At 60.0% G+C, this 1,129-nt stretch carries 2 protein-coding genes; both read left to right on the plus strand.

Annotated features, from left to right (window positions below; all coding sequences use genetic code 11):
• On the plus strand, positions 1-490 hold a 490-nt coding region (locus FDW87_RS21380), incomplete at its 5' end, for an ATP-binding protein (RefSeq protein WP_252362923.1).
• A gap of 9 nt (positions 491-499) precedes the next feature.
• Positions 500-1,129 (plus strand): MFS transporter (locus FDW87_RS21385; protein ID WP_252362924.1); only part of this gene is annotated, 630 nt, incomplete at its 3' end.

Here is a 1,129-nt window from a genome sequence, read left to right on the forward strand (position 1 = left end):
AGGGGTGAAGCGCAGCGGGGCGCATATCGAACAACTTTCTCTTGGCGTGTACGATTCGGTGCGTCGTCTGTTGGGTCGTCTGCGTCCGCGCCAGTTGGATGATCTCACGCTGGAACAAGCGATCCGCTCATTGATGCGTGAAATGGAGCTGGAAAGCCGTGGCATCGTCAGCCACCTTGACTGGCGAATTGACGAATCTGTACTCAGCGAAAGTCAGCGGGTGACGCTGTTTCGCGTCTGTCAGGAAGGGCTGAACAACATCGTTAAGCACGCCAACGCCAGCGCGGTGACGCTTCAGGGCTGGCAGCAGGATGAACGGCTGATGCTGGTGATTGAGGACGACGGCAGCGGCCTGCCGCCGGGGTCGAATCAGCAGGGATTTGGCCTCACCGGGATGCGTGAACGTATTACCGCCCTCGGGGGATCGCTCTCGATTTCCTGTACGCACGGCACGCGGGTCAGCGTGTCGTTACCCCAGCGTTATGTGTAAGGAGCGGTCATGTTTTCGTTTTTAAAAGCCCCAGTCAGCGCGCCGCTCATCACCGATAAGCGTGAAGTGGATGCCCTCTACCGCTACTGGCGGCGGCATATTCTGACCACTATCTGGCTCGGCTACGCGCTGTTCTATTTCACACGCAAGAGCTTCAACGCCGCCGTACCGGATATCCTCACCAGCGGCGTGCTGACCCGCAGCGACATTGGTCTGCTGGCGACGCTGTTTTACATCACTTACGGCCTGTCGAAGTTTGTTTCCGGTATCGTCAGTGACCGTTCCAACGCCCGTTATTTTATGGGGTTTGGGCTTATCGCCACCGGCGTGGTGAACATTCTGTTTGGCTTCTCCACCTCGCTCTGGGCTTTTGCGGTGCTCTGGGCGCTGAACGCCTTTTTCCAGGGCTGGGGGTCGCCGGTCTGCGCGCGTTTATTGACCGCGTGGTATTCGCGTACCGAACGCGGCGGCTGGTGGGCGCTGTGGAATACTGCGCACAATGTTGGCGGGGCGCTGATCCCTATCGTGATGGCGGCGACGGCGCTGCACTACGGCTGGCGTGCCGGGATGATGATCGCCGGGCTGCTGGCGATTGTGGTGGGGGTTTTTCTCTGCTGGCGGCTGCGCGACAGGCCGCAG

Source organism: Citrobacter sp. wls826 (genome assembly GCF_005281245.1).
Lineage (GTDB): Bacteria > Pseudomonadota > Gammaproteobacteria > Enterobacterales > Enterobacteriaceae > Citrobacter > Citrobacter braakii.